The organism is Mesorhizobium ciceri biovar biserrulae WSM1271 (assembly GCF_000185905.1).
GTDB classification, from domain to species: domain Bacteria; phylum Pseudomonadota; class Alphaproteobacteria; order Rhizobiales; family Rhizobiaceae; genus Mesorhizobium; species Mesorhizobium ciceri.
This window is the reverse complement of sequence record NC_014923.1, coordinates 4042497-4066319: the sequence shown is the minus strand read 5'-3', so window position 1 is coordinate 4066319 and position 23823 is coordinate 4042497. Positions and strand designations below refer to the sequence as shown.

General features: G+C 62.8%; 30 protein-coding genes. 11 read left to right on the top strand and 19 right to left on the bottom strand.

What is annotated here, in order from left to right; all coding sequences use genetic code 11:
* The first annotated feature begins 21 nt into the window (after window positions 1-21).
* Entirely contained in the window at window positions 22-1020 is a 999-nt protein-coding gene (dusA, locus tag MESCI_RS19775) for a tRNA dihydrouridine(20/20a) synthase DusA (protein WP_013531718.1), read from the top strand.
* 10 nt (window positions 1021-1030) lie between these two features.
* Here dusA and MESCI_RS19770 read toward each other — a convergent pair whose 3' ends face one another.
* Window positions 1031-1735: a TIGR02281 family clan AA aspartic protease gene (locus MESCI_RS19770; protein WP_013531717.1), complete on the bottom strand. Its 705-nt coding sequence runs from the start codon at window positions 1733-1735 to the stop codon at window positions 1031-1033.
* Between the two features lie 7 nt (window positions 1736-1742).
* On the bottom strand, window positions 1743-1976 hold the full coding sequence (locus MESCI_RS19765; RefSeq protein ID WP_024503316.1) for a DUF1289 domain-containing protein: 234 nt from the start codon (window positions 1974-1976) through the stop codon (window positions 1743-1745).
* Between the two features lie 196 nt (window positions 1977-2172).
* Between MESCI_RS19765 and MESCI_RS19760 the strand changes: the two genes are divergently transcribed.
* Window positions 2173-3171, top strand: a complete 999-nt coding sequence (locus MESCI_RS19760; protein ID WP_013531715.1) for a nicotinate-nucleotide--dimethylbenzimidazole phosphoribosyltransferase — start codon at window positions 2173-2175, stop codon at window positions 3169-3171.
* 11 nt (window positions 3172-3182) lie between these two features.
* On the opposite strand, the gene MESCI_RS19755 is transcribed toward MESCI_RS19760, so the two are convergent.
* Entirely contained in the window at window positions 3183-4703 is a 1521-nt protein-coding gene (locus MESCI_RS19755; RefSeq protein ID WP_013531714.1) for a sensor histidine kinase, read from the bottom strand.
* A 75-nt stretch (window positions 4704-4778) separates the two neighbouring features.
* Between MESCI_RS19755 and MESCI_RS19750 the strand changes: the two genes are divergently transcribed.
* The 4 genes from MESCI_RS19750 to MESCI_RS19735 all read left to right on the top strand — a co-directional run bounded on the left by MESCI_RS19750 (window position 4779) and on the right by MESCI_RS19735 (window position 7274).
* Complete coding sequence (locus MESCI_RS19750) at window positions 4779-5399, top strand: thermonuclease family protein (RefSeq protein ID WP_013531713.1); 621 nt, start codon at window positions 4779-4781, stop codon at window positions 5397-5399.
* Between the two features lie 43 nt (window positions 5400-5442).
* Window positions 5443-6054, top strand: a complete 612-nt coding sequence (locus tag MESCI_RS19745; protein ID WP_013531712.1) for a glutathione S-transferase — start codon at window positions 5443-5445, stop codon at window positions 6052-6054.
* Complete coding sequence (locus tag MESCI_RS19740) at window positions 5994-6674, top strand: uracil-DNA glycosylase family protein (protein ID WP_013531711.1); 681 nt, start codon at window positions 5994-5996, stop codon at window positions 6672-6674. The genes MESCI_RS19745 and MESCI_RS19740 overlap by 61 nt, the downstream gene beginning before the upstream one ends.
* 108 nt (window positions 6675-6782) lie before the next feature.
* A complete protein-coding gene (locus MESCI_RS19735; protein WP_006205209.1) occupies window positions 6783-7274 on the top strand; it encodes an Lrp/AsnC family transcriptional regulator in 492 nt (163 codons plus the stop codon).
* Between the two features lie 27 nt (window positions 7275-7301).
* On the opposite strand, the gene MESCI_RS19730 is transcribed toward MESCI_RS19735, so the two are convergent.
* The 12 genes from MESCI_RS19730 to moaA form a co-directional block, all read right to left on the bottom strand.
* Window positions 7302-7871 carry a DUF3299 domain-containing protein gene (locus MESCI_RS19730; RefSeq protein WP_013531710.1) on the bottom strand — a complete coding sequence of 190 codons (570 nt, stop codon included), beginning with the start codon at window positions 7869-7871 and terminating at the stop codon, window positions 7302-7304.
* A gap of 124 nt (window positions 7872-7995) precedes the next feature.
* Window positions 7996-8700: a DNA alkylation repair protein gene (locus MESCI_RS19725; RefSeq protein WP_013531709.1), complete on the bottom strand. Its 705-nt coding sequence runs from the start codon at window positions 8698-8700 to the stop codon at window positions 7996-7998.
* Between the two features lie 9 nt (window positions 8701-8709).
* Window positions 8710-9579, bottom strand: coding sequence for an NAD(P)-dependent oxidoreductase (locus tag MESCI_RS19720; protein ID WP_013531708.1), 870 nt, complete (start codon window positions 9577-9579; stop codon window positions 8710-8712).
* A gap of 117 nt (window positions 9580-9696) precedes the next feature.
* Window positions 9697-10518 carry an ABC transporter permease gene (locus MESCI_RS19715; RefSeq protein ID WP_013531707.1) on the bottom strand — a complete coding sequence of 274 codons (822 nt, stop codon included), beginning with the start codon at window positions 10516-10518 and terminating at the stop codon, window positions 9697-9699.
* Window positions 10515-11234, bottom strand: coding sequence for an ABC transporter permease (locus MESCI_RS19710; protein WP_013531706.1), 720 nt, complete (start codon window positions 11232-11234; stop codon window positions 10515-10517). Before MESCI_RS19710 ends, MESCI_RS19715 begins: the two co-directional genes overlap by 4 nt.
* A gap of 80 nt (window positions 11235-11314) precedes the next feature.
* Window positions 11315-12100, bottom strand: a complete 786-nt coding sequence (locus MESCI_RS19705) for an ABC transporter substrate-binding protein (RefSeq protein WP_013531705.1) — start codon at window positions 12098-12100, stop codon at window positions 11315-11317.
* A 157-nt stretch (window positions 12101-12257) separates the two neighbouring features.
* Window positions 12258-12767 carry a molybdopterin-guanine dinucleotide biosynthesis protein B gene (mobB, locus tag MESCI_RS19700; protein ID WP_013531704.1) on the bottom strand — a complete coding sequence of 170 codons (510 nt, stop codon included), beginning with the start codon at window positions 12765-12767 and terminating at the stop codon, window positions 12258-12260.
* The gene (mobA, locus tag MESCI_RS19695) at window positions 12764-13390 is read right to left on the bottom strand and encodes a molybdenum cofactor guanylyltransferase MobA (protein WP_013531703.1); all 627 of its coding nucleotides are present in this window, start codon (window positions 13388-13390) and stop codon (window positions 12764-12766) included. The genes mobB and mobA overlap by 4 nt, the downstream gene beginning before the upstream one ends.
* Before the next feature lie 55 nt (window positions 13391-13445).
* Window positions 13446-14366 carry a DMT family transporter gene (locus MESCI_RS19690; RefSeq protein ID WP_013531702.1) on the bottom strand — a complete coding sequence of 307 codons (921 nt, stop codon included), beginning with the start codon at window positions 14364-14366 and terminating at the stop codon, window positions 13446-13448.
* A 220-nt stretch (window positions 14367-14586) separates the two neighbouring features.
* Window positions 14587-14946 carry a hypothetical protein gene (locus MESCI_RS19685; protein ID WP_013531701.1) on the bottom strand — a complete coding sequence of 120 codons (360 nt, stop codon included), beginning with the start codon at window positions 14944-14946 and terminating at the stop codon, window positions 14587-14589.
* A gap of 119 nt (window positions 14947-15065) precedes the next feature.
* Complete coding sequence (locus MESCI_RS19680; protein ID WP_013531700.1) at window positions 15066-15539, bottom strand: hypothetical protein; 474 nt, start codon at window positions 15537-15539, stop codon at window positions 15066-15068.
* 56 nt (window positions 15540-15595) lie between these two features.
* Window positions 15596-16591 (bottom strand): GTP 3',8-cyclase MoaA, encoded by a 996-nt coding sequence (moaA, locus tag MESCI_RS19675; protein ID WP_013531699.1) that lies wholly within the window; start codon window positions 16589-16591, stop codon window positions 15596-15598.
* Between the two features lie 199 nt (window positions 16592-16790).
* On the opposite strand from moaA, the gene MESCI_RS19670 reads away from it, so the two are divergent.
* Window positions 16791-17144 carry a gamma-butyrobetaine hydroxylase family protein gene (locus MESCI_RS19670; RefSeq protein ID WP_013531698.1) on the top strand — a complete coding sequence of 118 codons (354 nt, stop codon included), beginning with the start codon at window positions 16791-16793 and terminating at the stop codon, window positions 17142-17144.
* A 72-nt stretch (window positions 17145-17216) separates the two neighbouring features.
* Complete coding sequence (locus tag MESCI_RS19665; RefSeq protein ID WP_013531697.1) at window positions 17217-17828, top strand: pyridoxamine 5'-phosphate oxidase family protein; 612 nt, start codon at window positions 17217-17219, stop codon at window positions 17826-17828.
* An 18-nt stretch (window positions 17829-17846) separates the two neighbouring features.
* Here the strand turns inward: MESCI_RS19665 and MESCI_RS19660 are convergent, their stop codons facing one another.
* Window positions 17847-18299, bottom strand: coding sequence for a MarR family winged helix-turn-helix transcriptional regulator (locus MESCI_RS19660; protein WP_013531696.1), 453 nt, complete (start codon window positions 18297-18299; stop codon window positions 17847-17849).
* A 47-nt stretch (window positions 18300-18346) separates the two neighbouring features.
* Here MESCI_RS19660 and MESCI_RS19655 point away from each other — a divergent pair, with 47 nt between their 5' ends.
* Window positions 18347-19255, top strand: a complete 909-nt coding sequence (locus MESCI_RS19655; protein WP_013531695.1) for an alpha/beta hydrolase — start codon at window positions 18347-18349, stop codon at window positions 19253-19255.
* A gap of 13 nt (window positions 19256-19268) precedes the next feature.
* On the opposite strand, the gene MESCI_RS19650 is transcribed toward MESCI_RS19655, so the two are convergent.
* Both MESCI_RS19650 and MESCI_RS19645 read right to left on the bottom strand, forming a co-directional pair.
* Window positions 19269-19664, bottom strand: a complete 396-nt coding sequence (locus MESCI_RS19650; protein WP_013531694.1) for a rhodanese-like domain-containing protein — start codon at window positions 19662-19664, stop codon at window positions 19269-19271.
* Window positions 19665-19719: 55 nt separating this feature from the next.
* Window positions 19720-20334 carry a TetR/AcrR family transcriptional regulator gene (locus tag MESCI_RS19645; protein ID WP_013531693.1) on the bottom strand — a complete coding sequence of 205 codons (615 nt, stop codon included), beginning with the start codon at window positions 20332-20334 and terminating at the stop codon, window positions 19720-19722.
* Window positions 20335-20433: 99 nt separating this feature from the next.
* Between MESCI_RS19645 and MESCI_RS19640 the strand changes: the two genes are divergently transcribed.
* Together MESCI_RS19640 and MESCI_RS19635 are read left to right on the top strand one after the other, a co-directional pair.
* Window positions 20434-21180, top strand: a complete 747-nt coding sequence (locus MESCI_RS19640; RefSeq protein WP_013531692.1) for a 3-oxoacyl-ACP reductase family protein — start codon at window positions 20434-20436, stop codon at window positions 21178-21180.
* A gap of 210 nt (window positions 21181-21390) precedes the next feature.
* The gene (locus tag MESCI_RS19635; protein WP_013531691.1) at window positions 21391-23280 is read left to right on the top strand and encodes a L,D-transpeptidase family protein; all 1890 of its coding nucleotides are present in this window, start codon (window positions 21391-21393) and stop codon (window positions 23278-23280) included.
* Window position 23281: 1 nt separating this feature from the next.
* Here the strand turns inward: MESCI_RS19635 and MESCI_RS19630 are convergent, their stop codons facing one another.
* Window positions 23282-23764, bottom strand: coding sequence for a hypothetical protein (locus tag MESCI_RS19630; protein WP_164919948.1), 483 nt, complete (start codon window positions 23762-23764; stop codon window positions 23282-23284).
* Between the last annotated feature and the right edge of the window lie 59 nt (window positions 23765-23823).

The following is a 23823-nucleotide window of genomic DNA, read 5'->3' as shown; positions in this document are numbered from 1 at the left end:
AACCTGTCGAAGTTATGAAGCATGAAAGATTATCAAAGGTTTAGGGTAGCCATAGCGCCCATGATGGACTGGACGGACCGGCATTGCCGGTTCTTCCACCGCCAGCTGTCGAGCCATGCGCTGCTTTACACCGAGATGGTGGTGGCCGACGCCGTCATCCATGGCGCACGCGAGCGTCTGCTCGGCTTCGATGCGTCAGAACATCCGGTCGCGCTGCAGCTCGGCGGCTCGGATCGCGAAAAACTTGCCGAGGCGGCGCGCATCGGCGAGGCCTTTGGCTATGACGAGATCAACCTCAATGTCGGCTGTCCGTCAGACCGCGTCCAGTCGGGCACGTTCGGCGCCTGCCTGATGAAGGTGCCGGACCTCGTTGCCGGCTGTGTCGCGGCGATGAAGGCGGCGGTGACAATTCCCGTGACCGTCAAATGCCGCATCGGCGTCGACGAGCAGGATCCGGAGCCGGCCCTCGATGCGCTGGCGGATGGGGTTTTCGACGCCGGCGCCGACGCATTGTGGGTGCATGCGCGCAAGGCGTGGCTGGAAGGGCTGAGCCCCAAGGAAAACCGTGACATCCCGCCGCTCGACTACAACAGGGTCTATCGGCTGAAGGCTAGAAAACATAACGAATTCATTGGCATCAATGGCGGCATTCAGACGATCGAAGAGGCGTTGGCGCATCTCGACCATGTCGATGGCGCCATGCTTGGCCGCGCCGCTTACCACACGCCCGGCATTCTGGCTGGCGTCGATGCCGCTTTCTACGGCGTCCAGTCCGAGCCGTTCGATTTCGCCGCGCTGATCGATACGATGGCGGACTATGCGGCACGTCATATCGAGCAGGGTGGGCGGCTTGGACATGTCACCCGCCACATGGTCGGACTGTTCCATGGCTTGTCCGGCGCGCGCCGCTACCGGCAGATCCTGTCCACCGACGCGACAAAACCCGGCGCCGGCCCGGACGTGCTGAAGGCGGCTTTCGCGGCCGTCGAGCTCGGCGGAGCGGCAGCCGAAGCGGCTTGAGATTCGGGGATCAGTCCCTGAGGATCATGCGGTCGCCGCGCACGTCAAAACCCGACAATGAACCGATGAAGTTCATGCCGAGCAGGCTCTGACTGAGCATGCCGGGTGCGGCGATCATCACCGACATATCCCTGCGCGTGATGCCGCCGATCGCAATCTGATCGGTTTTCACGGCCGCGGCGCGTGCCATGCCGTTGGCGGTCGAAACCGGTATGGTGTAGTTGAGCGCCGCTGGATTGAATCCGGCGGCTTGTGCGTCTTCGGACGTCAGCACGGTGCTGGTCGCGCCGGTATCCACCACGGCCCGGACGGGGTTGCCATTGACCAGGATGCGCGCTTCGAAATGGCCATTGTCCGCCTTGTCGAGCGTTACGGTGGCGTGACCGTCTTCGATACCCAGGGCCAGCGGGCTGCCGGGAACAAGGCCCGCGGTCACCCGGCTGGCGACATCCTGCAGCTCATAGCGATACTGGTAACCGGCGATCAGCGCGAGCGCGATGGCCGCCCAGGCGCCTAAGTTGCGGGCCATGGCGCCCAGGGGTCGGCCCGAGCGAAGCAGGCCGGCGCCGATAAGGGCGCCAAAGGCGCCGAGCCAGATCAGCCGGCTGAAATCGTTGTTCTCCACGCCGAGGGTGCTGCCGGCGGAATCGTTGAGCATGAGCAGGACTGCTCCCACCCCGATCGCGGCCATCAATATCCAGAACAACCGGCTCATCCGCACCTCACGACAGCGCGTCGCGTTCGCGCGCCATGCGGGTGCGGCGCGTTTCCCGGCGCGGCCGGCGCTCGACCGTTTCCAGCCGGGCCGGCAATTCAGCCATGACGCTGCGGCGCGTTTCCGGCGTCATCCCGATCCAGGCGCCGATTTCCTCGCGCGTGCGGCCGCACCCGAAACAGAAGCCGGTTTTCATGTCGATCGAGCAGACCAGGATGCACGGGGATTCGATGGCCGTCATGACTTTCTCTTGGGCTTCCATCCGCAATCCTTGTTCCACCTCCACATGGTGCAACGGCAAAGCCAATGCAAGCCCTCGCGATTGCGCCCTTCGGGGCCGGCTTTGCGGCAAATGCAGGCCCATCATCCCAGAGGTTGTGCCAACCCCGCAAGGCGGCTATGCCGCTTACCAACTCCAGGGAATGATCGATAACAAGATGACCAGCGCACTGCCTTTCGACGATTTTCGCAACTTGTTGGCCAATCTGCCGGCGGCCGACACGGCAGCCGAGACCCGCGTGCGCACGCTGTTTGCCAAGGCCGACAAACCGGGCAATTCGCTTGGCCGCATCGAGGACATCGCCGCCTGGCTGGCCACCTGGAGCGGGCGGGCTCCGCCCGCGGTGACAAGACCGCTGATGGCGGTCTTTGCCGGCAATCACGGCGTCACGCGCCACGGCATTTCGCCACGGCCGGTGGCGGCGACCGCCAACGCGGTCGAACTTTGCGCCGCCGGAGGTGCCGCAATCAACCAGATCTGCATTGCCTACGATCTCGGGCTTAAGGTCTTCGATCTTGCCCTGCACATCCCGACCGCCGACATCACCGAAGAGGCCGCGCTGGACGAGCGTGGCTGTGCCGCCACCATGGCCTTCGGCATGGAAGCGATCGCCGGCGGCACCGATCTCTTGTGTCTCGGCGATCTCGGCGTCGGCAACTCCACCGTCGCCGCCACCCTGTTTGCGGCGCTGTTCGGGGGTAGGGGCGCCGACTGGGTCGGCCCGGGGTCAGGTGCCGATGCGGCGATGCAGGCACGCAAGGCCGGCGTGGTCGATGCGGCGCTGGCTTTTCATGGCGGCCATCTCGGCGACCCGCTCGAGGCGCTGCGCCGGGTCGGCGGTCGTGAGTTCGCAGCGATCGCCGGTGCCATCCTCGCCGCGCGGATGCAGAAGATCCCGGTGCTGCTCGACGGAGTGGCCGCGACGGCAGCCGCAGCGGTACTGCATGGCGTCAATCCCGCCGCGCTCGATCATTGCCTGCTGGCCAGCCTGTCGCCGGAACCCGCGCATGCACGCGCCGCCCAACGGCTCGGCCTGCGCCCGTTGCTTGATCTGGGCATCAGCCATGGCGAAGGGGCAGGGGCCGCCCTTGCCGCGGGTCTGGTCAAGGCCGCCGCCCTGACCAGTTCGGGCATGGCTGCGGCGGTACGCGGTTAGGGCTTGAGGTATTACCGCCGTCGAGCCGCCACCGCTGCTGTCGGCAGTGCTGGCAATTCCTCCATCACCCGGCTCAGCGGGAAGATGGCGATCGCCTCGGTGCCTTCGCGCAGCTTGGAATGAAGTTCGAACTCGCCGCCATGCATTGCGAGCAGCCCTTGCACGATCGGCAGGCCAAGCCCGGTGCCTTGCTCGGCGCTCTTGATGGCGATGGAGCCCTGGCCGAAGGCGGAAAGCACGATCGGGATCTCGTCTTCCGGTATGCCCGGGCCATTGTCCTTGATCGAAATGTATTGTCCGCCGCCCGCCGTCCAACCGACACGGACACGGATTTCGCCGCCGGTGGCGGTGAATTTTATCGCGTTCGACAGAAGGTTGAGCGTGATCTGCCGCACGGCCCGTTCATCGGCGAACAGCCGAGGCAGCTCGTGCTCGAAATCCTGGACGACACGGATATCCTTGTTGCGCGCCCTCAACTCCATCATGTGACAGCAGTCCTCGACGATACCAAGCAGCATCACCGGCTCTTCATTGAGCTGGTAGCGGCCGGCCTCGATGCGTGACAGGTCGAGAATCTCGTTGATCAGGTCGAGCAGATGCTGGCCGGATTCGTGCACGTCATGGGCGTAGTCACGATAGGTGGGATTGCTCATCGGTCCCAGCACCTCGTTCGACATCACCTCGGAAAAACCGAGAATGGCGTTGAGCGGCGTGCGCAATTCGTGGCTCATCGAGGCGAGGAACCGCGATTTCGCCAGATTGGCGTCCTCGGCCCGCCGCCGCGCTTCGTCCGACATCGATTTCGCCGTCTCCAGTTCGGCGATCAGCGCATCCTTTTCGGAGCGGAACGACAGCATCATCAGGGACGAGTGGTTGAGATGACGGGCCACATAGGCGAGAAACGGCAGCGACACGACCAGCAGCGCGGCCATGATCGCCTCGACCGGCATCCATAGCTTGGCGCCGGCATAGGCGTAGAGCGCCACGGGAACGGCAAAGGTCGCCAGCAGCGCGCCGCGCAGAGACGAGGTCATCACCGCGGTCGCCGCCATGGCGAACAACAGCACCACGGCCTTGACGATGTGGAACGGATCGACCTCGCAGACGCTGCAGCCAAGCCACACGAACCAAGCCCAGCCGAGACCGCACAGGAAATGGCCGATCAGGAATTCCCGCCGTGCTTGCAAAGGGTTGAGCTCGGAAGCTTCAGTGCGCTCTATGCGCCGCGCCATGAAGGCAACGATAGTGTAGCAGGTTAGCGTGAACAGCGCCCAAAGCCCGATCTCGTTGCCGATTCCGGCCAGCCGGCCACCCGCGGCAATCGCCAGCACGAGAAGCGGGATGGCGATGGCGCCGCTTGTCATCGCTCGGGCATGCAGCTTCAGCAGTTCGCGATCGAAATCGGGATTGCCGGCCTGCTGCGAAAGACGGTCACGCGTCTTGCGCACCGCGCGCGCGACATCGCTGTTGCGATGGCGTTTCCTGCGGTCCACAATGAACTTGTCCGCTGTGTTCGAGCGTTGCAAGGGCATCAAAACTTCAATTTATGCGAGCAGCGGTTTCCAAGTGTTAAGCTACGTTCGAATGATTAACCAACCGTTTGCCATATGAGCCGTTCATGGTCGCCGAAGCCGCGCCGGCGATACGTTGCGCGCCCCAGAAGCCTGTGGCGCCGGCTGGTGGATTACGGGCTTGCCGTCATCATCCTCGGACTGCTGATCCTGCTGGCGGCCCGCCTCGACCGGGTGGAGACACGCAAGACGCAAGGCGTGGCAATCATCAACGACGGCGATTCGATCACGCTTGGCACCGAGCGTATCCGCATGCGCGGCATCGATGCTCCGGAATACACGCAGACCTGCCGCAAGAACGGCGCGGACTATTCCTGCGGCACGCTTGCGCGTCAGTCGCTCGTTCGCCTGATCGCCGGCAAGCCCGTCTCTTGTACCGGCTGGCAGCGTGATCGTTATGGCCGGCTGCTCGGCGACTGCACCGCCGGCGGCAAGGATCTCAACCGCGCGCAGGTCGAGGCGGGCTGGGCGGTTGCCTATGGCGACTTCGAGAGCGAGGAAGCCATTGCCCGCGCGGCAAAGGCCGGCATCTGGGCGGGAACGTTCGATCAGCCGCAGAATTGGCGAGACAGCCATCACGGCGAAGTCGTCGAGAAGAAGCACGGCACACTGGCGTCGATCGGCGATGCCGTGCGCGAGATTTTTCGCTTCTGGTGATGCGCATCCTGGAACTGGAACCGAGGACGAACAGGAGGATGGAATGAAGCTCTTCGACGGTGGCCGGGCGCCCAATCCAAGGCGGGTCCGCGTTTTCCTGGCCGAGAAAGGCATCGAGGTTGCGCAGGTGCCCATCGATATGGGCGCGTTGGAACACAGGCAACAGGCGGTCAGCTCGCGCAACCCCTTGCAGCGTCTGCCGGTGCTGGAACTCGACGACGGCACCGTCATCACCGAATCCGTCGCCATCTGCCGCTATTTCGAGGAACTGCATCCGGAGCCCGCTTTGTTCGGGCGTGGCGCACTCGGCAAGGCGCAGGTCGAGATGTGGCAGAGGCGGATGGAATTCAATTTACTCAGCTGCGTCACGCAGGCCTTCCGGCACATCCATCCTGCCATGAAGGAATGGGAAATCCCGCAGGTCCCTGATTGGGGTGAGGCCAACAAGCCGAAGGCCGTGGCGTTCCTCAGGCTGCTGGACGGCGAACTGGGCAGCCGGGAGTTCATCGCCGGTGACAGCTATTCGATCGCCGACATCACCGGCCTGATCGCTGTCGACTTCATGAAGCCGGCACGCATCAAGGTACCGGATGAGTGCGCGAATGTGTTGCGCTGGCATCAAGCCGTTTCCAGCCGGCCGAGCGCATCAGCCTGAGAATGACTGCCGAACTCGAAAACCTCGTCGCCAGGGTCCGCGCCTGCCGCATCTGCGTGGAAAATCCGGCCGGCAAGCCGTTGCCGCATGAGCCGCGACCAGTGCTGCGCCCATCATCCACCGCCCGGATCCTGATCGCCAGCCAGGCGCCCGGCACCAAAGTGCATCTGTCGGGCATGCCGTTCACCGACGCTTCCGGCGACCGCCTGCGCAGCTGGCTTGGCGTGACGAGCGACGAATTCTACGACATCGAAAAATTCGCAATCGTCCCGATGGGCTTCTGCTTTCCCGGCCAGGATGCCAAGGGGGGAGATCTGCCGCCGAGGCGCGAATGCGCGGCGGCCTGGCGCGCACCTTTGATGGCCTCTATGCCACGGATCGATCTGGTGCTGACGATCGGTATCTACGCGCAGTCCTGGCACATGGGTGCGGCGCGCCGGCCCTCACTGACGGAAACGGTCATGGACTGGCGCTCCATCTGGGAGAATTCCATCGGTCCGAAAGTGCTGCCGCTGCCGCATCCCTCGTGGCGCAACACGGGCTGGCTGAAGAAGAATCCGTGGTTTGAAATGGATTTGCTGCCTTTTCTGCGTTCGGAAATCCGCTATCGTCTCGGCTGACCTTTCAGCAAGAAATCACTCGCTTTTTGCCCGATCAGCAGAATTTCTTTCTTGTGAAAGGCCTGGATAAGGCAGAGTATAGGCATTCTATTCCCTTGGGAGCACGATATGGATCGCCTCGATAGAAAAATTCTCCGCCTCTTGCAGGAGGACGCGACACTCGCGGTCGCCGATGTCGCCAAGAAAGTCGGGCTGTCGACGACGCCTTGCTGGAGACGCATCCAGAAGCTCGAGGAAGAGGGTGTCATCAAGCGGCGCGTTGCCATTCTCGACCATGAAAAGGTCAATGTGCGCGTCACCGTCTTCGTGTCGATCCGCACCAATTCGCATAGCCATGAATGGCTGCGGCGTTTCTCGGAAGTCATCCAGGAGTTTCCCGAGGTGGTCGAGTTCTACCGCATGAGCGGCGACGTCGATTATCTCCTGCGCGTCGTGGTGCCCGACATCGCCGCCTATGACGCCTTCTACAAGCGGCTGATCGCCAAGATCGAAATTCGTGACGTGTCGTCGTCCTTCGCCATGGAGCAGATCAAGTACACGACCGAAATCCCGCTCGACTACATGGTTCTGGACAAGGAATCGGGTGCCAACGCTGCCTGAGCTGAACGTCACATAAAGTCATCTCGCTTAGTTCTTCTTTTTGTTGAGGAAACTCCAGGGTGAGTTCACCGGCAGCGTGATCGTATCCGGCACGGTCTCGACGCTCACCACATCTGCCTTGCGCACGCTGTAGCCAGACTGGATGATGCTGACGCCGTCGAGGATGAACAACTGGCTCTTCTCCATGTCCGGCTTCAGCGCGCCGGTGACCGCTACAGGCTGATAGGCCTCGGACATCTTGTAGGGACGGGCCGGCGTAACCAGGACAATCTGGTTGGGCGGCGGCGTCGGCATGTGACTGCAGGCACCCGTCCAGGGTACCAACAGGAACTGGTAGACAAGATCACCGTCGCGATCGACCGGCAATGCGTAGCCGGCTAGCTGAATGCTTTTGTCCTGAAGATTGACGGACAGCGTTTCGCCATGGTCGGGCAATTTTGCCGCGATCATCGGCAGCCCGACGTTTTCGGCGGCGGATTGCGTAGCCGGACGCAGATCCTTCCAGAATATGTGCGCAGTCTCGGCCGAGGCATCGGCGGCAGCGGACACAAACAAAGCGGCAGCGAGCGCCAGGGTTGATTTTAGAGGATTGCTCATCGGCCGCTTCCTTTGAGCCTCAAGTAAAGACGCCGCTGCCAAAGACGTCAACGCTCGAGGCGCATCACATGTCGGCAGCCACTTCACATGTCGGCGAGATCCTGACATGGCGGAACGCGCGCCGTCAGCCTTTCCTGGCGGCGATCCGCGCGAGCGTCTTGGCATTGGTCAGCTCCCTTACGGCGTCCTTGCCGATCCAGCGCGCCGTCTTGTCTGCCGACTGCGCCAGCCGTTCGGCGACAGCCAGTGCGGCACCGTGCATGTCCATCGATCGTTTGCCGATCGACCGAAGCGCCCAGTTAACGGCTTTCTTCACGAAATTGCGGCTGTCGGCGGCATACGCTTCGATGATCGGCAGGAAGGCGAGGAAGGTCGTCTCCGGCTCCTGCTTCCGGTGGACGACAGACCAGGCCATCATGGCAAAGGCCGTGCGCCGAACGAATTCCCGCTCGTCGGCCGCAAACTCGGCGATCAGTTCTTTCCAGGCGTCCGTATCGACAAAGAGATCCGAGACGCCGTCGACGATGTCCCAGGAGTCGAAACTCGCCGCCCATCTCCTTGCATCTTCAGCAGAAAACCGTTTCGGGTCAGCCGTGACGGAAGCGATGAACTGCGCCTCCACGATGCCGGTGTCCCACAGCTCGAAGGCGCGCTCGTGGTTGCGTTTGATCGTCCTGGCGATCTGCCGCTGCATACCGTGCGAGATGCCAAGTGCACGGTCGATCTTGATGCCGTAGCGCAACATGCCGAGGCGGTTCTCCTCGGATCCGATGGCGCGCAGATGGGCGACGATTTCCGCGGCACTGGATTGAGGCGAGAGCTCTGCCACGGCAGAGACCTATTTTTCGAGACGGGCGAGCAGCGAGGACGTGTCCCAGCGCTTGCCGCCCATCGCCTGCACATCCTTGTAGAACTGGTCGACGAGTGCGGTGACCGGCAGTCTGGCGCCATTGCGGTCGGCCTCGGCCAGGCAGATGCCGAGATCCTTGCGCATCCAGTCGACGGCGAAGCCGAAATCATATTTGCCGGCGTTCATCGTCTTGTGGCGGTTCTCCATCTGCCAGGAGCCCGCGGCGCCCTTGGAAATCACCTCGATCACCTTCTCGATGTCGAGCCCGGCCTTCTTGCCGAAATGGATGCCTTCGGCCAGGCCCTGGACGAGGCCGGCGATGGTGATCTGGTTGATCATTTTGGTGAGCTGGCCGGCACCGGCCGACCCCATCAAGCCGACCATGCGGGCAAAAGCGTCGATGACAGGCTTCGCTTTGTCGAAAGCGTCCTGCTCGCCGCCAACCATCACGGTCAGCACGCCGTTCTCGGCGCCGGCCTGGCCGCCCGAGACCGGCGCGTCGAGAAACGAAAATCCGCCGGCTTGCGCCGCCGCTGCCAACTCGCGAGCGACCTCGGCCGAGGCGGTGGTGTTGTCGATGAAGACCGAACCCTTCTTCATCGATTTGAAGGCGCCTTCCGGACCGGTCGTCACCGAACGCAGATCGTCGTCATTGCCGACACAGGAGAACACAAAATCCTTGCCCTCGGCGGCCTGCGCAGGGGTCGCCGCCAGGCTACCGCCATGCTGGCCAACCCATTGCTCGGCCTTGGCCTTGGTGCGGTTGTAGACGGTGACGTCATGGCCGCCCTTGTTCTTCAAGTGTCCGGCCATCGGATAGCCCATCACGCCAAGACCGAGAAATGCCACAGATGCCATGAGCTTGCCCTGCCCTTCAGAATGGAAACGGAATTTGCTGCGAAAGCTCTAGGCTCTGCGCTCAATTCGTCAAGACGCGTAGAGCCTGATCGACTGGTGCAGCCGAATTGAAAATCGTCAGCGTTTCAGGTGAACGGTGATCCGGCGCTCGATCCATTCGACGCCATGCCGCAAGATCTCGACCATCACCAGATAGACGAGGGCGACCCAGATATAGGCCTGGATGTCGAACGAGTTGGCGAAGGCGAGCTTGGCATTGCCCATCAGATCGTAGACCGTGATGATGGCGACGATGGCGGACGCCTTGACCATCAGGATCAGTTCATTGCCATAGGGCCGCAAGGCAACGATCAGGGCTTGCGGCAGGATGATCTTGCGCAACGTCTGCAGCTTATGCAGGCCAAGCGAGGCCGCCCCTTCCCATTGCCCTCTTGGCACGCTCTCTATGGCGCCGCGCAGAATCTCCGCCTGGTAGGCGGCCGTGTTGAGCGCAAAGGCAAAGACGCCGCAATTGAACGCGTCCTTGAAAAAATCCCAGAGGCCGACCGACTGGAGTTCGACGCGGAACGAACCCAATCCGTAGTAGACCAGATAGGTCTGGACCAGCAGCGGCGTGCCGCGGAAGAAATAGACGTAGCAATAGGCGAGGCCGGACAGGATCCGGTTGCTGGACATGCGCCCGTAAGCGACGGGCACCGACAGGATCGCGCCGAGTACCATCGATATGGAAACCAGCGCCAGCGTGACCCCAAGCCCGCTCAGATAAGCCGGCGCATATTTGGCAAAGAAATCAGGATTCCAGGCAAAGAAGAGATAGCTGACGATGCCGATACCGAACAAAATCCATAGGCCCACCAGCGCGTAACCGGCGATACGCCTGCGCGGCCAGCCGCGCGCCCGTGGCGGCGGACGTTCGACCATGGTGGCCGTGGCGCTCATTGCTGCGCCTCCCGCCGGCCAAGCGAGCGCAGGATCGCATTGGTGGCGAAGGACGACAGGACGGCCAGGCCAAGAAAGACCAGCGAGGCGACGCCGAAGAACAGGAAAGCGTGCTTGGTGACGCGGGCCGCAATGCTGGCATTGCGCAGCGTCTCGGCCAGGCCGACGACCGACACCAGCGACGTGTCCTTCAGCAGGCTGAGCCAGCAGTTCTCCAGTCCAGGAAACGCGATGCGCAGCAGCTGCGGCACGATCACCTTGCGCATGGTCAGCCAGTTCGAAAGACCGATGGCGTAGCCGCCCTCATACTGGCCTTTGGGAATGGCGCGGAAGGCGGAAAGGAAAACCTCACTGGCATAGGAGGAGAAGATCAGTGCAAGCACGATCATGCCGGCGACAAAGCTGTTGACGTCGATGGTGACGTCAGGCCGGAAATACCTGACGAGATGCTGCAGCAGGATCGGCATGCCGAAAAAGAACAGGAACAGCGTCACCAGTTCCGGCAGGCCGCGAAAGACGGTGGTGTAGATGTTGGCGGCAAGGCGCAGCGACGGTTCTTCGGACTGCTTGGCGAGTGCAATGAAAAAGCCGATCGTCAATCCGATGGGCAGCGTGGCAAGCGCCAACGCAATGGTGATCAGTGCGCCATAGGCAATATCGTCAAGCCAGCCTTCAGGTCCCCAACTGAGAAGTGTCCATATGCTCTGGGCTGGCATCGACCGGTCTTATCCCCACGGCATTCCCAAGACGAATAGAAAGACGGCGGGGAAATTCCCCGCCGTCTTGACCTGGCTTATCAGGACTCGGCGCCGTAGACGTCGAACTTGAAATACTTGTCGTTGATTTCCTTGTATTTTCCATTCGCGCGAATGGCGGCGATGGCCGAATTGAGCTTGTTGACCAGGTCGGTTTCGCCCTTGCGTACGGCAATGCCGGCACCAGGCCCGAAAATCTCGACCGGCTGCGGCGAAGGTTGGCCGAGGATCTTGCAGCAGGCGCCGTCAGGCGAGTCCAGAAACTGCTGCAGCACGACGATATCGTCCTCGATGGCGTCGAGACGACCATTGGCAAGATCGGCCTGCTCCTCGGGGCTGCTCGGATAGCCCTTCACGGTGCTGTCGGTGTAGGTCTTCGAGGCATAGTTGAAATGCGTGGTGGTGGTGGCGACGCCGATGGTCTTGCCGGCGAGATCTTCCTTGGTCACGCCTTTCAGCGTGCTGTCCTTCGGCACGGCGATCGCCGAGGGCGTGTTGTAGTATTTGTTCGAGAAGTCGACCTTCTCCTTGCGCTCCGGCGTGATCGACATCGAGGCGACGATGGCGTCGAATTTACCGGCCTGGAGGGCTGGAATGATGCCGTCCCAATCCTGGGCGACGAAGGTGCACTTGACCTTCATCTCATCACAAAGCGCCTTGGCGATGTCGATATCGAAGCCCACGAGCTGGCCATCGGCGGTAAGGTTGTTGAAGGGCGGGTAGGCGCCTTCGGTGCCGATCCTCAGGGTCTTTTCCTGGGCCTGGGCGACGCCGAGCGTCAGCAGCGCGGCCGAAGCGGCAAGCGCGATACGCAGTGAAATACGCATGATGGTCCTCTCTTTATGGTCCCGGCCGTCGTTCCGAACGGCTCTGTGGGGCGGTGCTTTTGACCGCCCGCTGGCGCGATACTCCCACTCTTTCCAAGAAAAAAGCAACTGCAAAACCATAAAAATGGGCAAGGCTATTCTGCCGTTGCGTCAGCGCTCAAGCAACGAGCCCGGTGGTGCGCTCGATGAAGTCGGCTATCGATTTTGCATCGTCGAGATCGAATACCGGCAGCAGCTCGCCTTCAATGGCAAAATCGGCGGCGACAGCGACGATGTTGGGGTCCTCCGCTGAAAGCGGCGTGCGGTCCTTCGCATCCAGCCGGCGGGTTTCGATCTTGCTGTGGGCTTCGCGCTTGTAGCCCTCGACCAGCACGAGGTCGCAAGCGGCAAGCCGCGACAGGACAGTCTCCAATGTCGGCTCATCCTCGCCGCGCAGCTCGTGCATCAGTGCCCAGCGAACGCCGGAGACGATCGCGACTTCGCTGGCGCCGGCCTGCCGGTGGCGAAAGCTGTCCGCGCCAGGTTTGTCGATGTCGAAGTCATGGTGGGCATGTTTCACCGTCGACACCTTCCAGCCGCGCCGGACCAATTCGCTGACCAACCTCTCGGTCAAAGTCGTCTTGCCGGAATTCTTCCAGCCGGTGATGCCGAAGACACGTCTGTTCATGGCTTGATGCTCTGCAACAGACGCTCGGCAGACACAAGATCGTCCGGTTCATTGATGTTGAAGAAAGGGTCGATCCCCGCCGATGGCGGAACCGGGAACTCCACCTCGACAAAGCCGTGCCGGTCGATGAAAGCCGAAACCCGCCTGATATCTTCATCGACCAGAAAGTGCCGCAAGGCATCGCGGCAGCCGATCGGCCAAAGCGCGAAGGTCGGATGCCGCTTGCCGGCCGAGCGGGCAACGGCAATAGAACCGGGGCTTTGATCGGCGGCCCCTGCCAGACGCTCGACAAGGTCCAACGGCAGGAAAGGCGTGTCGCCGGCAGCGCTGACGATCGCCTTGCAAGACCTGTTGGCCGCGGCCCATTCGAGGCCGGTCAGGATTCCGGCGAGCGGACCGGCAAAGCCGGGCACGCTGTCGGCAAGCACCGGCAGTCCAAAGCGCAGGAATCGTGCAGGGTCGCCATTGGCGCTGAGCGCCATCGATTCTATTTGCGGGGCGAAGCGCGACACGACCTGGTCAAGCAGGCAGCCATCGCCAAGCGGCAACAGGCTCTTGTCGCCGCCGCCCATCCGCCTCGACTGGCCACCGGCCAGAACAATCCCCGCAATGTCTCGCTTCATGCCACGAAGCCTGTACGCCAGCCGTCGGAAATCACAAGAACCTTCAATGATCTGGCTAGATTCCGTCCGGAACCATGCTTGGCCCCGTGCTTTCGGCGACGATCTTGCGCCGGCCGACGACCCGCTCGCGGTAGAGCGCATAGAGGCCGGAGCCGATGATGATGGTGGCGCCGACGATCATCGGCAGATCGGGAATGTCCGCGAAGATGAACAGGCCAAGCAGGATCGACCAGATCAGGGCCGTGTAGCGGAACGGCGCGATGAAGGAGATGTCGCCCGCCCGCATCGCCATGATGATGAACTGGTAGCCGATAATCACCAGCACAGCAGCCAGGGCCAGCAGGGCCGTGCTGTTGCCCGTCATCGGCGTCCAGCCGCCCATTGCCGGCAACAGCGCCGCGCCGACGATTGTCATGGCAAGCGCGGTCGCGGTCGACACCAGCAATGTCGGAATGGCCTTGGGGATCCGCTTGGTGGCGAGATCGCGCACCGCGCAGCAGGCGACGCTGGCCAGCGCCGACAGCGAGTAGACGCTGAACCCTTCGAAGCCCGGCCGCACGATGATCAGCACGCCGGCAAATCCGATGGCGATGGCCAGCCAACGCCGCCAGCCGACAGTCTCGCCAAAGACAAGTGCCGCTCCCATCGTCACCGCCAGCGGCAGCGCCTGCAGCACCGCCGAAACATTGGCGATCGGCAGATGGGCGAGGGCGACGAGGAAACTCACCGTTGCGCCGGCCTCGCTGATCACGCGCAAGGCGACCAGAGGCTGCAGCATCGAGCCCGGGCGGGCGAGAGCGCCGCGCTGCCAGGCCAGCAGGCCGACGAAAAGCGAAGCGAAAGCCCCACGGATCAACATGACCTGCGCCATGTTCATCGATTGCGACGAGTATTTGGTTATGGCGTCGTTGAGGGTGAAGCCGGCCATCGCCACCATCATGAACAACGCGCCGCGAAGATTTGGAGACAGGGGCAAGACGGCTACCGGTTCTGCTAATACATATCGCCCAAAAGTGACCTCGGTTTTGGGGAAACGACATGCATAAGAAACAAAGACCTGAAGCGCGTGGCCTGAATCCGTTCAAACGCGACGCGCTTTAGGCAGCAAGCCTGTAACAGTCGGGCATGAAACAGCAACAGCAAAGGACTGGGCCACAGCCTTGTTTGTGGCCCGGAATATCGCTGCGATGGCGAACTTACTTCTTCGGCGTAAGCACCTCGGTGCCATTGCCTTCCTTGCCGGCGATCGTCCAAAGACCGTGCAGCGAACCGTCCGCCGCCACCTTGTAGACGACGAGGCCAATATCCTTGTCCATGACATAGCCGGCGGAGAAGGCATCATCGTTGCGCATGCAGATGCCGTCGGAAGATGAGCCACCAGTTTCCCAATGGATCGCGCAGGTCGTCCCGCTGGTCAGCGTGATGGTGGCTTCGCCGCCATAGGCCGAGCCGTCGAAATTGGTGCCGGCAACCGTATAAGTGCCGCCGATCGACTGCGCCGCCGCGGGCACGGCCGCGAGGCCAAGCAGTGCCAGAGAAAGAACGAGTTTGCGCATGGTGTATCCCCCTGTGAGCGAAGAGCAGCTTCCAGAGGAAGGCTAGGCTGGAACAGACTGGCCGTAAATCCGGCTGCGGTTCGCGAACAAGACTTTTTCTGGGGTGTGGTCCGAAACCGTCATGGCCCCTTGAGACTGCCGGCGATGGCGCCGACCAGCGGATCGTATTTCGACTTCAGCGCCGGCGGGTAGTCGACCCAGACCGTACGGATGATACCGTCTTTCCCAAACAGACGTCGCTCGTAGAATATCTTTCCATCCCTTAGGCCCGACAGCACGGCCCAGTCCTTTCCGGCCTTGCTGTAGGTGATCTTGTAGCCCGGCTCCTTGCTCGCCTTCTCCGCCGCGACAAAGCCTTTCGGCGTGTCGTCGTCGACGTTGAGGATGCCCGAGCAGATCAGGCTGGCGCCATCGGCGCTCAGCCATTGCTGTCCGTCGCCATTGTCGGGCTCCGGCTGGCGATCGGTGAAGACATCGTCGGGAAAGGTGCAGACAGTGCCGAAGCGATCGTTCACATAGGTGAATGGCGCGGCAATTGCGTTGCTCGCCGCGATCGCAGCGAAAAACGTCCCGATTGAAAAGAGCTGCCGCATGTCTTGCCCTGAAGGCGATGACCGCACGGCAAGTCTTGCACAGATCGGCGGAAAGATCAGCCGCCAGTGACGCTCATGTGGCGCGACACCGATGGGCGGCTGGTGCGGCGGTCGATGATGAAGTCATGGCCCTTGGGCTTGCGGCCGATGGCTTCGTCTATTGCTTCGGCGACCAGCTCGTTGCCTTCCGAGGCGCGCAAGGGCGCGCGCAGATCGGCGGCATCTTCCTGGCCGAGACACATATAGAGGGTGCCGGTGCAGGTCAGCCGGACGCGGTTGCAGCTCTCACAGAAATTATGCGTCATCGGCGTGATGAAGCCGAGCCGTCCGCCGGTCTCGGCGACCTGGACGTAGCGCGCCGGGCCGCCGGTCTTGAAGGGAATGTCGGTCAGCGTGAACTGGCGTTCGAGCGACGCGCGCAGCAGCGACAGCGGCAAATACTGGTCGGTGCGGTCGGCATCGATCTCGCCCATTGGCATGGTTTCGATGACCGTCAGGTCCATGCCGCGGCCATGCGCCCAGCGCATCATCTCGGGCAGCTCGGCGTCGTTGAAATCCTTCAACGCCACTGCGTTGAGCTTGACCTTGAGCCCGGCCGCCTGCGCGGCATCGATGCCTTGCATGACCTTGTCGAGATGGCCCCAGCGGGTGATCTTGTGGAATTTGTCGGCATCGAGCGTATCGAGCGAGACGTTGATGCGCCTGACGCCGCAATCGGCGAGTTCGGCGGCAAAGCGCGACAGCTGCGAGCCGTTGGTGGTCAGCGTCAGTTCTTCCAGCGCGCCGCTTTCGAGATGCCGCGACAGCTGGCGCACCAGATGCATGATGTTCTTGCGCACCAGCGGCTCACCGCCGGTCAGCCGCAATCGCCTGACGCCCTTTTCGATGAAAACCGTGCACAGCCGGTCGAGCTCTTCCAGCGACAGCAGGTCCTTCTTCGGCAGGAAGGCCATGTCCTCGGCCATGCAATAGGTGCAGCGGAAATCGCAGCGGTCGGTAACCGACACGCGGAGATAGCTGATCGTGCGGCCGAAAGGATCAATCATGTCCATGCTTCAAGCGCTTCCCGTGGCCGTGAACGGCTTCGTTATATACCGCTATGTGATACGATCCGGCCTGCTGTTCAAGATAGCGCCTCTCGATCTTTGGTAACATCTCTCAGCCGACATCGCATGTCGGTCGGTCTCATCAGACCTTTTCCCGTTTGGCGAAGCGGCGTAGGGAAGGGCGGATGACACGGGATCGAACAGCATGACCGCACCGAAAGAACTCAGGGTTTCCAAGGACCGCAAACTTCTGTCCGTCACCTTTCCCGACCACCATCCGTTCGAACTGCCGGCGGAACTGCTGCGCGTCGCCTCGCCATCGGCCGAAGTGCAGGGCCATTCGCCGGATCAGCGGGTGACGGTCCCCGGCAAGCGCAATGTGGCGATCCTGAAGATCGAGCCGGTCGGCAACTACGCCGTGCGCATCACCTTCGACGATTTCCACGACACCGGCATCTTCACCTGGAACTACCTGCATACGCTCGGCCACGAGAAGGATGCGCGCTGGGAAGCCTATCTCGCGGAGCTTGCGGAAAAGGGATTGAGCCGGGACCGCTAGATTGATTCCTCTCGCTGTCGTCAAAACGTCATCGAGATGGCGTAGCGCCGGCAAAGGTTTGGAGGCGAAAACATGTCCGTCATCACCACGGTCGAGCAGCTCGAGGCACTCTATGGCGTTCCAGGCGAGGCCTCGCTGGTCAAGGAACTCGACCACGTCATTCCCGAATACGCCGCCTTTATCGAAGCCTCGCCCTTTGTCGCACTGGCGACCAGCGGACCGGAGGGGCTGGACTGTTCGCCGCGCGGCGATCTCGCCGGCTTCGTGCGCATCCATGATCCGAAAACGCTGATGATGCCGGACCGACGCGGCAACAACCGCGCCGATTCGCTGAAAAACATCGTTCGCGACCCACGCGTCGGCCTGCTGTTCCTGGTGCCGGGCTCCGGCACGACGCTGCGCGTCAATGGCCGCGCCCACATCACAACGGATACAGCGCTGTGCGCGTCATTCACGGTGGACGGCAAGGCGGCGCGATCGGTGACCGTCGTCGACATCGATGCGGTCTACTTCCAATGCGCCCGGGCCATCGTCCGCTCCGAGCTCTGGAACCCGGCAAGGCATGTCGAGCCGAAGTCGCTGCCGACGCCCGGACAGATCCTGGAAATCACCAGCCGCAAGAACATCGACGGCGAAACCTACGACAAGGAATGGCCGGAACGGGCGAAGAAGACGATGTGGTAGGGTTGGGCTGAAGGGCGCTCAAGCCTCATTCAGCACATCATAGATCTTGCGCATCTGCTCGCCGATCATGTCGCATTGCTCCGGCGTCGACTGGCTCATCGCCTTCTCGATCAGCGCCATATGCACTTTCAGCGCCTGCATCAGCAGCGCCTCGCCGGCCTCGGTGAGCGCGAGCCGCAGGATGCGCTTGTCCTTCTCGTCGCCTTCGCGGCGCAGCAGGCCACGCGCTTCCAGCTGCGGCAACAGCATGGTGATGTTGGAGCGGCCGACGAGCAGCTTGCGGGCAAGATCGTGCTGCGACATTCCGGGGTGGCGATAGAGGTTCATCAGCACGTCGAGCTGCGCCGGCTTCAAATCGAGCGGCGCAAGTTTCACCGCCAGCGTGCGCTCCAGCACATGGCAGGCGCGCGCCACCGCGACCCAGTTGCGGAAACGCGGGTTGTCCCAAGGCAGCTCTTGTTTATTGTTCATCTTTGAACTATTATGTTCATGCTTGAACGTATGGATGGATTCTCACTATGGCATCATTCGGGCTGAAGGTCATCCGGGGCGTGTTCGGTGCGGCAGAGCGTGTCGCGCCGCGGCTCAGCGGACGCGCGGCGTTCGAATTGTTCTGCCGCACCCCGAATGTCAAGGCGCTCAGCGATGGCGAGCGCCGCGCTGTCGAGCGTGCGGCGGGGTTCATGACCGAGGCGCGTCATCACCGGCTGAAGACCGCGACCGGCTGCGTCATGGTGCACGAGTTCCGGCCCGAGCCGGGCAGGGCGGCCGTCGGCACGGTGCTCGTCGTCCATGGCTGGCGCTCGCGCACCGAATATATGCGCGCCTTGATCGAAGGCTATCGCGCCGCCGGCTACAGGGTCGTTTCGCTCGACCTGCCTGGCCACGGCCAGTCGCAGGGCCGGCGCCTGAACATGGTCAATGCGGTGGATGCGGTGCGGGTTGCCGGCGAATGGTTCGGCCCGTTCGTGGCGGCGGTTGGCCATTCCTTCGGCGGCGCCGTCGCCGCCAATGCCATCGCCGGTTCGGTCAAGAACATCCCGCCGCTGGCGGCGGGACGCCTGGTGCTGATCGCGGCGCCAAGTTCCCTGCCGGCGATCTTTGCCGACTTCAGTCATATGTTGAATGTCGGCCCGCGCTCGCAAGCCGCCATGGCGGACCGGGTCGAGCATCTTTCCGGCCGGCCGCTGCACGAATTCACCGGCGACCGCCAGCTCGCCCAGGCACCGGTGCCGACCCTGGTCATCCACGCGCCGGACGACCGCGAAGTCTCGGCCGATCACGCAAGGCGCTATGCCGGTGCCGGCGGCCATGTGCGGCTCTACTGGGCCGACGGGCTTGGCCATCGCCGCATTCTTGCCGACAAGGGCGTGGTCGAACGCGCGGTCGGCTTCGTGACGCATCGCGAGCCATTGCTGCTGCATTGAGCGGCGGTCGAGATTATTTCTTCTTCTCGCCGGGTTCGACCGGCAGTCCGGCGGCCTTCCAGGCGGTGTAGCCGCCGAGGATGTGCTTGACCGGCGAAAGCCCCATGTCCTGCGCCGTCTTTGTGGCCAGGGCAGAGCGCCAACCGCCGGCGCAGAAGAACACGAAGCTCTTTCCCGAGGCGAAGAACGGCTTGTGGTAAGGGCTTTCGGGGTCGATCCAGAATTCCAGCATGCCGCGCGTGACATGCTTGGCGCCCGGAATCCGGCCGTCGCGTTCCACTTCGCGTGGATCGCGCAGATCGACGAAGATGGTGTCTTCATCGTCGAGCAGCCCGGCCGCTTCCTCCGGCGAAACCACCTCTATCACGGCGTTCGCCTCGTCCAGCAGCTCGCGATAACCCTTTTTCACGCTCTCGTCCCTCCCGGCCTTGCTGGCGGATTTCGAGCACACCAGCCGGCGTTTGTCACGCCGCGTTGCCGCCGGCCAACGTCTGCCAGGCAGCCATGGCCCCGGCAACCGTCGCCAGCAGGGCAGCGTGCGAGGCGCCGTCTCGCGCCTGGATCGACATGCCGTGCTGGACCGTGGCGAAGAAGGTCGCGGCAGCGCTAGCGTCGAAATCCGCCGGCAATTCGCCTTCGGCAATACCGCGCTCCAGACGTTTTTGCAGGGCGGTGTGGTTTTCGGCACGACGGCGGCGCAGATCGTCGCAGATGGCGCCGCGGCTCGAATCCTGATGCAGTGCGCCCAGCGTGATCAGGCAGCCCTGCGGGCGATCGCTCTGCGCATAGGCTTTCGCCGTCAGGCACAGGAATTGTTCGATCGCCTGCCGCGCGGTCGGAGCCTCGTCCAATGCCAGCCAGATGTCGGCACCCTCGGTGTGCGAGTAAAAATCCGTCGCCTCCAGGAACAGCGCCTCCTTGCTGCCGAAGGCGGCGTAGAGGCTGGGCGAGTTGATGCCCATGGCGGCGGTCAGCTCGCTCATCGATGCGCCTTCGTAACCACGCGCCCAAAACACCTGCATCGCGCGGCGCAGGGCTGCGGTTCGATCGAAGGTGCGGGGACGGCCTCGTTCCGACATGACGCTCTTTCTGTGTTGATCGATACATAATTTAGTTGACGCCAGCGGGCAAGGCTGACAGATATTTATGTATCGATCATTACATAAAAGGAGAATTCGATGTCTTCCAGCAGATTGAACGGCAAGGCCGCGCTCGTCACCGGCGGCAGTCGCGGCATCGGCGCAGCGATTGCGCGGAGGCTGGCGGCCGATGGCGCCAGCGTCGCGCTGACCTATGTGCATGGCGAGGAACAGGCCCGCGCTGTCGTCGCCGAGATCGAGGCCAAGGGCGGCCGCGCCATCGCGATCAAAGCCGACAACCGCGATGCGGTCGCCCTAGACAAGGCAGTCGATGACGCCGTAACCGCCTTTGGCCGGCTCGACATCCTGGTCAACAGCGCCGGCATCTGGCGCGCCGCCCCAATCGACACGCTGTCGCTCGCCGATTTCGACGAGACCATGGAGGTCAATCTCCGGGCCCCGTTCATCGCTTCCAAGGCCGCGGCCGCCCATATGGGTGAGGGCGGCAGCATCATCTCGATCGGCAGCAACCTTGCCGAGCGGGCGACCGACGGCAGCCTCACGGCCTATTCAGCCAGCAAGGCGGCGCTGGTCGGCCTGACCAAGGCGCTGGCGCGTGACCTCGGCCCGCGCGGCATCACCGCCAATGTCGTCCACCCCGGTTCGACCGACACCGACATGAACCCGGCCGACGGCCCGCATGCCGAGCATCAGCGCCGGAAGATGGCAACGCCGCGCTTCGGCAAGGCCGACGACATTGCCGGCATGGTCGCCTGGCTCGCAGGCCCGGAAGGCCGCTTCGTCACCGGCGCTGCCCTGACCATCGATGGCGGCGCCAACGCCTGATCCCGCGGGGATTTCCGGCTGGGGCGGAACCACCCTCCGCTCCAGCCGTCACGATCTTGTGAAACCGTTCTGCAACAGGCTTTCCAAAATTTATGAAAGCTTAACGAAATCGGTATGAATCAGTATAGTCGCGCCTTACATCCGCCATGCGGTGAGCGGGACGATCGAGCGTGCGGAACGGGAACCGGTTGCGGCCGGAGCGGGTGATTCATGAAATTCCTCGGAAACAAAGCAACCGTGATGCCGCTGATGGCAATCACGGCGACGCTGGCTTTCGGTGTACCCCAGGCAGGCGCGCAGGGGCTCTTCGACATGCTTTTCGGCGGCGGCGTCAGGCATGCGCCGAAAGGCGAGTTTCCGCCCCCGCCACCGAAGAACAAGCCAAAGCCGAAAGTGTCCGGTGGCGGCGGCGGCAATGTGAAGATCAGCAGCCCGTCCTACTACACCTACAAGGCCGACCGGCTGGTTCGCGTCGACTTCTCGGCATTGGCCGCGACGCCGGCGCCGGCGACACCGCAGGACGCCGCCTTCGTCCCGTCGGCTACGGGTGCCGCCTTTCGTGATGCGGTTGCCAGCTTGGGCGACTACGAACTCTTAGCCGAGCCCGACATCGCCAAGGCGCTGATCGCGTACTACTCGGCCAATCCGGATTTCATCTGGATAAGCGGAACCAGCCTCAACAGCCGTGCGCAGGATGCGGTGCGGGTGCTTGGCGAGGCTTCAAGCTATGGCCTCACGCCCGCCGACTATACGGTCGAAGTGCCCGCTGCCGGCGCATCGACGACCGACGCCAATGCGCAACTGAAAGAACTCGTCCGTTTCGAGATGTCGCTTTCGGCGCGTGTGCTGCGCTATGCCCACGACGCCCAGAACGGCCGCGTCGATCCCAACCGCATGACCGGCTATTATGATTTCCCGGCCAAGCCGCTCGATCTGCAAGGCGTGCTGAAAACGCTGGCTCATACCCAGCAGGTGCGCACCTATCTCGAATCGCGGCACCCGCAGAATGCGGAATACCAGGCGCTGCGCGTCGAACTGGAAGCGCTGCAGGCCAGTGCGGAAAACGAAATCGTCGTCGACCCCAAACTGCTGCTGAAGCCGGGCGAAACCAGCCCCGAGCTGCCGAAGCTGCTGACCCTGATCGCGCGCAATCTCGACGACGAGATGGGCGGCGCCTATGGCGAGGTCCTGTCAAGGCTGGCCACCAGCGACGTCTATGATCCGGAATTGGTTCCGGTTATCAAGGCCGTGCAGCAGAAGGCAGGCATGAAGGGCGACGGCGTCATCGGCCCGCGCACCGTCGCGTCGCTGGCCGGAACATCCAAGGCCGACAAGCTGCTGAAGGTGGAAGTGGCGCTGGAGGAACTGCGCTGGCTGCCCTCCGATCTCGGCAGCCCGCGCGTCTTCATCAACCAGCCGGCCTTCACCGCGAGCTACATCGACAATGGCGAGGAAAAGCTCAGGACGCGTGTCGTCGTTGGCCGGACCACCAACCAGACCTCCTTCTTCTACGACCAGATCAAGCAGGTCGATTTCCATCCCTATTGGGGCGTGCCCCAGTCGATCATCGTCAACGAGATGCTGCCGAGATTGCGCAACGATCCGGGCTATCTCGACCGGGCCGGCTATGAGGTGACGGATTCGCGCGGCAAGCGCATTCCTTCGTCGGCGGTCAACTGGGGCGCCTATGGCTCGAACATCCCATACAGCGTGCGCCAGCAGCCGAGCGAGGCCAACGCGCTGGGCGAGTTGAAGATCCTGTTCCCCAACAAGCATGCGATCTACATGCACGACACGCCACAGAAATCGTTCTTCCAGCGCGATATGCGCGCGCTCAGCCATGGCTGCGTGCGGCTGCAGGATCCGCGCGGCATGGCGGCGGCGGTGCTTGGCACCTCCGTGGACTATATCGCCGAAAAGCTGAAGCACGGCCACGCGACCGAGAACGTGACACGCACGATCCCGGTCTATGTCGCCTATTTCACCGCCTGGCCCGATCTGTCGGGCAAGGTCGAATATTTCGGCGACGTCTACGACCGCGACTCGCGGCTGAAGCAGGCCCTGGATGTCACGGAGGCGGTTCGCTCGCCTTCGAGTTGATTTAGCGCTCGAACAGTGGCCGTCGGAAGCCGGCGTCGCGCCCAGCGATCAGCCAATAGAGCAACCCGGCGACAAGGCCGGCAGCGGCAATGATGCCGATGTCGACCCAACGCTCCGGGTCCATGTCCTCCGGTGCGCTCGGCCAGATCAGGGCGAAGCCGCCGACTGCGGTGCCGGCGCCGAAAACCATGTGCAGCAGGACATTGCGCAACGAGAAGAACTCGGCAATCAGCGCGAAGATCAACGTCTGCAGCGCGGTCACCACGATCGTCAGGAAATAGACGAACATGCCGAGCGGCGGCACCAGCAGCACCGCGATCGGCGAAACGCCCATGACGTCGAAATAATTGGGCGCGTTGGGCAAGGAACTGAGCACGCCATAGATCACCGCCACGGCGATCAGGCCGACCAGCACCGATACGAAGTAGCCGGCCAACATCATCAATATGCGCTTCATCACGTGCTTTGCCGTCGCCATCCCCATCCCCCAATGCGGCGCCCGGAGCTATTCCAGGAAACGACAGTCAGCCATCAAAGCACGAC

Excerpts from the sequence above, each read along its gene's own strand:
- dusA (WP_013531718.1), top strand. The coding sequence starts at position 22 with ATGAAAGATTATCAAAGGTTTAGGGTAGCCATAGCGCCCATGATGGAC.
- MESCI_RS19770 (WP_013531717.1), bottom strand. The coding sequence starts at position 1,735 with ATGAGCCGGTTGTTCTGGATATTGATGGCCGCGATCGGGGTGGGAGCA.
- MESCI_RS19765 (WP_024503316.1), bottom strand. The coding sequence starts at position 1,976 with ATGACGGCCATCGAATCCCCGTGCATCCTGGTCTGCTCGATCGACATG.
- MESCI_RS19760 (WP_013531715.1), top strand. The coding sequence starts at position 2,173 with ATGACCAGCGCACTGCCTTTCGACGATTTTCGCAACTTGTTGGCCAAT.
- MESCI_RS19755 (WP_013531714.1), bottom strand. The coding sequence starts at position 4,703 with ATGCCCTTGCAACGCTCGAACACAGCGGACAAGTTCATTGTGGACCGC.
- MESCI_RS19750 (WP_013531713.1), top strand. The coding sequence starts at position 4,779 with ATGAGCCGTTCATGGTCGCCGAAGCCGCGCCGGCGATACGTTGCGCGC.
- MESCI_RS19745 (WP_013531712.1), top strand. The coding sequence starts at position 5,443 with ATGAAGCTCTTCGACGGTGGCCGGGCGCCCAATCCAAGGCGGGTCCGC.
- MESCI_RS19735 (WP_006205209.1), top strand. The coding sequence starts at position 6,783 with ATGGATCGCCTCGATAGAAAAATTCTCCGCCTCTTGCAGGAGGACGCG.
- MESCI_RS19730 (WP_013531710.1), bottom strand. The coding sequence starts at position 7,871 with ATGAGCAATCCTCTAAAATCAACCCTGGCGCTCGCTGCCGCTTTGTTT.
- MESCI_RS19720 (WP_013531708.1), bottom strand. The coding sequence starts at position 9,579 with ATGGCATCTGTGGCATTTCTCGGTCTTGGCGTGATGGGCTATCCGATG.
- MESCI_RS19715 (WP_013531707.1), bottom strand. The coding sequence starts at position 10,518 with ATGAGCGCCACGGCCACCATGGTCGAACGTCCGCCGCCACGGGCGCGC.
- MESCI_RS19710 (WP_013531706.1), bottom strand. The coding sequence starts at position 11,234 with ATGCCAGCCCAGAGCATATGGACACTTCTCAGTTGGGGACCTGAAGGC.
- MESCI_RS19705 (WP_013531705.1), bottom strand. The coding sequence starts at position 12,100 with ATGCGTATTTCACTGCGTATCGCGCTTGCCGCTTCGGCCGCGCTGCTG.
- mobB (WP_013531704.1), bottom strand. The coding sequence starts at position 12,767 with ATGAACAGACGTGTCTTCGGCATCACCGGCTGGAAGAATTCCGGCAAG.
- mobA (WP_013531703.1), bottom strand. The coding sequence starts at position 13,390 with ATGAAGCGAGACATTGCGGGGATTGTTCTGGCCGGTGGCCAGTCGAGG.
- MESCI_RS19685 (WP_013531701.1), bottom strand. The coding sequence starts at position 14,946 with ATGCGCAAACTCGTTCTTTCTCTGGCACTGCTTGGCCTCGCGGCCGTG.
- MESCI_RS19680 (WP_013531700.1), bottom strand. The coding sequence starts at position 15,539 with ATGCGGCAGCTCTTTTCAATCGGGACGTTTTTCGCTGCGATCGCGGCG.
- moaA (WP_013531699.1), bottom strand. The coding sequence starts at position 16,591 with ATGGACATGATTGATCCTTTCGGCCGCACGATCAGCTATCTCCGCGTG.
- MESCI_RS19670 (WP_013531698.1), top strand. The coding sequence starts at position 16,791 with ATGACCGCACCGAAAGAACTCAGGGTTTCCAAGGACCGCAAACTTCTG.
- MESCI_RS19665 (WP_013531697.1), top strand. The coding sequence starts at position 17,217 with ATGTCCGTCATCACCACGGTCGAGCAGCTCGAGGCACTCTATGGCGTT.
- MESCI_RS19660 (WP_013531696.1), bottom strand. The coding sequence starts at position 18,299 with ATGAACAATAAACAAGAGCTGCCTTGGGACAACCCGCGTTTCCGCAAC.
- MESCI_RS19655 (WP_013531695.1), top strand. The coding sequence starts at position 18,347 with ATGGCATCATTCGGGCTGAAGGTCATCCGGGGCGTGTTCGGTGCGGCA.
- MESCI_RS19645 (WP_013531693.1), bottom strand. The coding sequence starts at position 20,334 with ATGTCGGAACGAGGCCGTCCCCGCACCTTCGATCGAACCGCAGCCCTG.
- MESCI_RS19640 (WP_013531692.1), top strand. The coding sequence starts at position 20,434 with ATGTCTTCCAGCAGATTGAACGGCAAGGCCGCGCTCGTCACCGGCGGC.
- MESCI_RS19635 (WP_013531691.1), top strand. The coding sequence starts at position 21,391 with ATGAAATTCCTCGGAAACAAAGCAACCGTGATGCCGCTGATGGCAATC.
- MESCI_RS19630 (WP_164919948.1), bottom strand. The coding sequence starts at position 23,764 with ATGGGGATGGCGACGGCAAAGCACGTGATGAAGCGCATATTGATGATG.